This window comes from Winogradskyella poriferorum (assembly GCF_050618035.1).
Lineage (GTDB): Bacteria > Bacteroidota > Bacteroidia > Flavobacteriales > Flavobacteriaceae > Winogradskyella > Winogradskyella poriferorum_A.
On record NZ_JBODPY010000201.1, the window covers coordinates 1 to 225 of the forward strand.

The following is a 225-nucleotide window of genomic DNA, read 5'->3' on the forward strand; positions in this document are numbered from 1 at the left end:
ATAGCAGCCCAGGAAGCATAATCTTTACTATTCATCCATCGCTCAGAAAGCTTTTCAAAGCGGCTTTGCAGTTGAGCTGCACCATGCTGCTCAACGACTCGGTGCCAAGTAACTGGAGATAGACCTTGAGTGCCGACTACGGGACGAGGCAGCCAGGTGTTGTAAAGAACATATTCACCGAAATCACCCCGTTCATCTGCGACGAAAACAACGTCGTAGTCACGC

General features: G+C 49.8%; 1 protein-coding gene. It reads right to left on the reverse strand.

Going from position 1 to position 225, the window contains the following annotated elements:
* On the reverse strand, window positions 1-225 hold a 225-nt coding region (locus ACRHOC_RS15475), incomplete at both ends, for a hypothetical protein (RefSeq protein WP_431159478.1).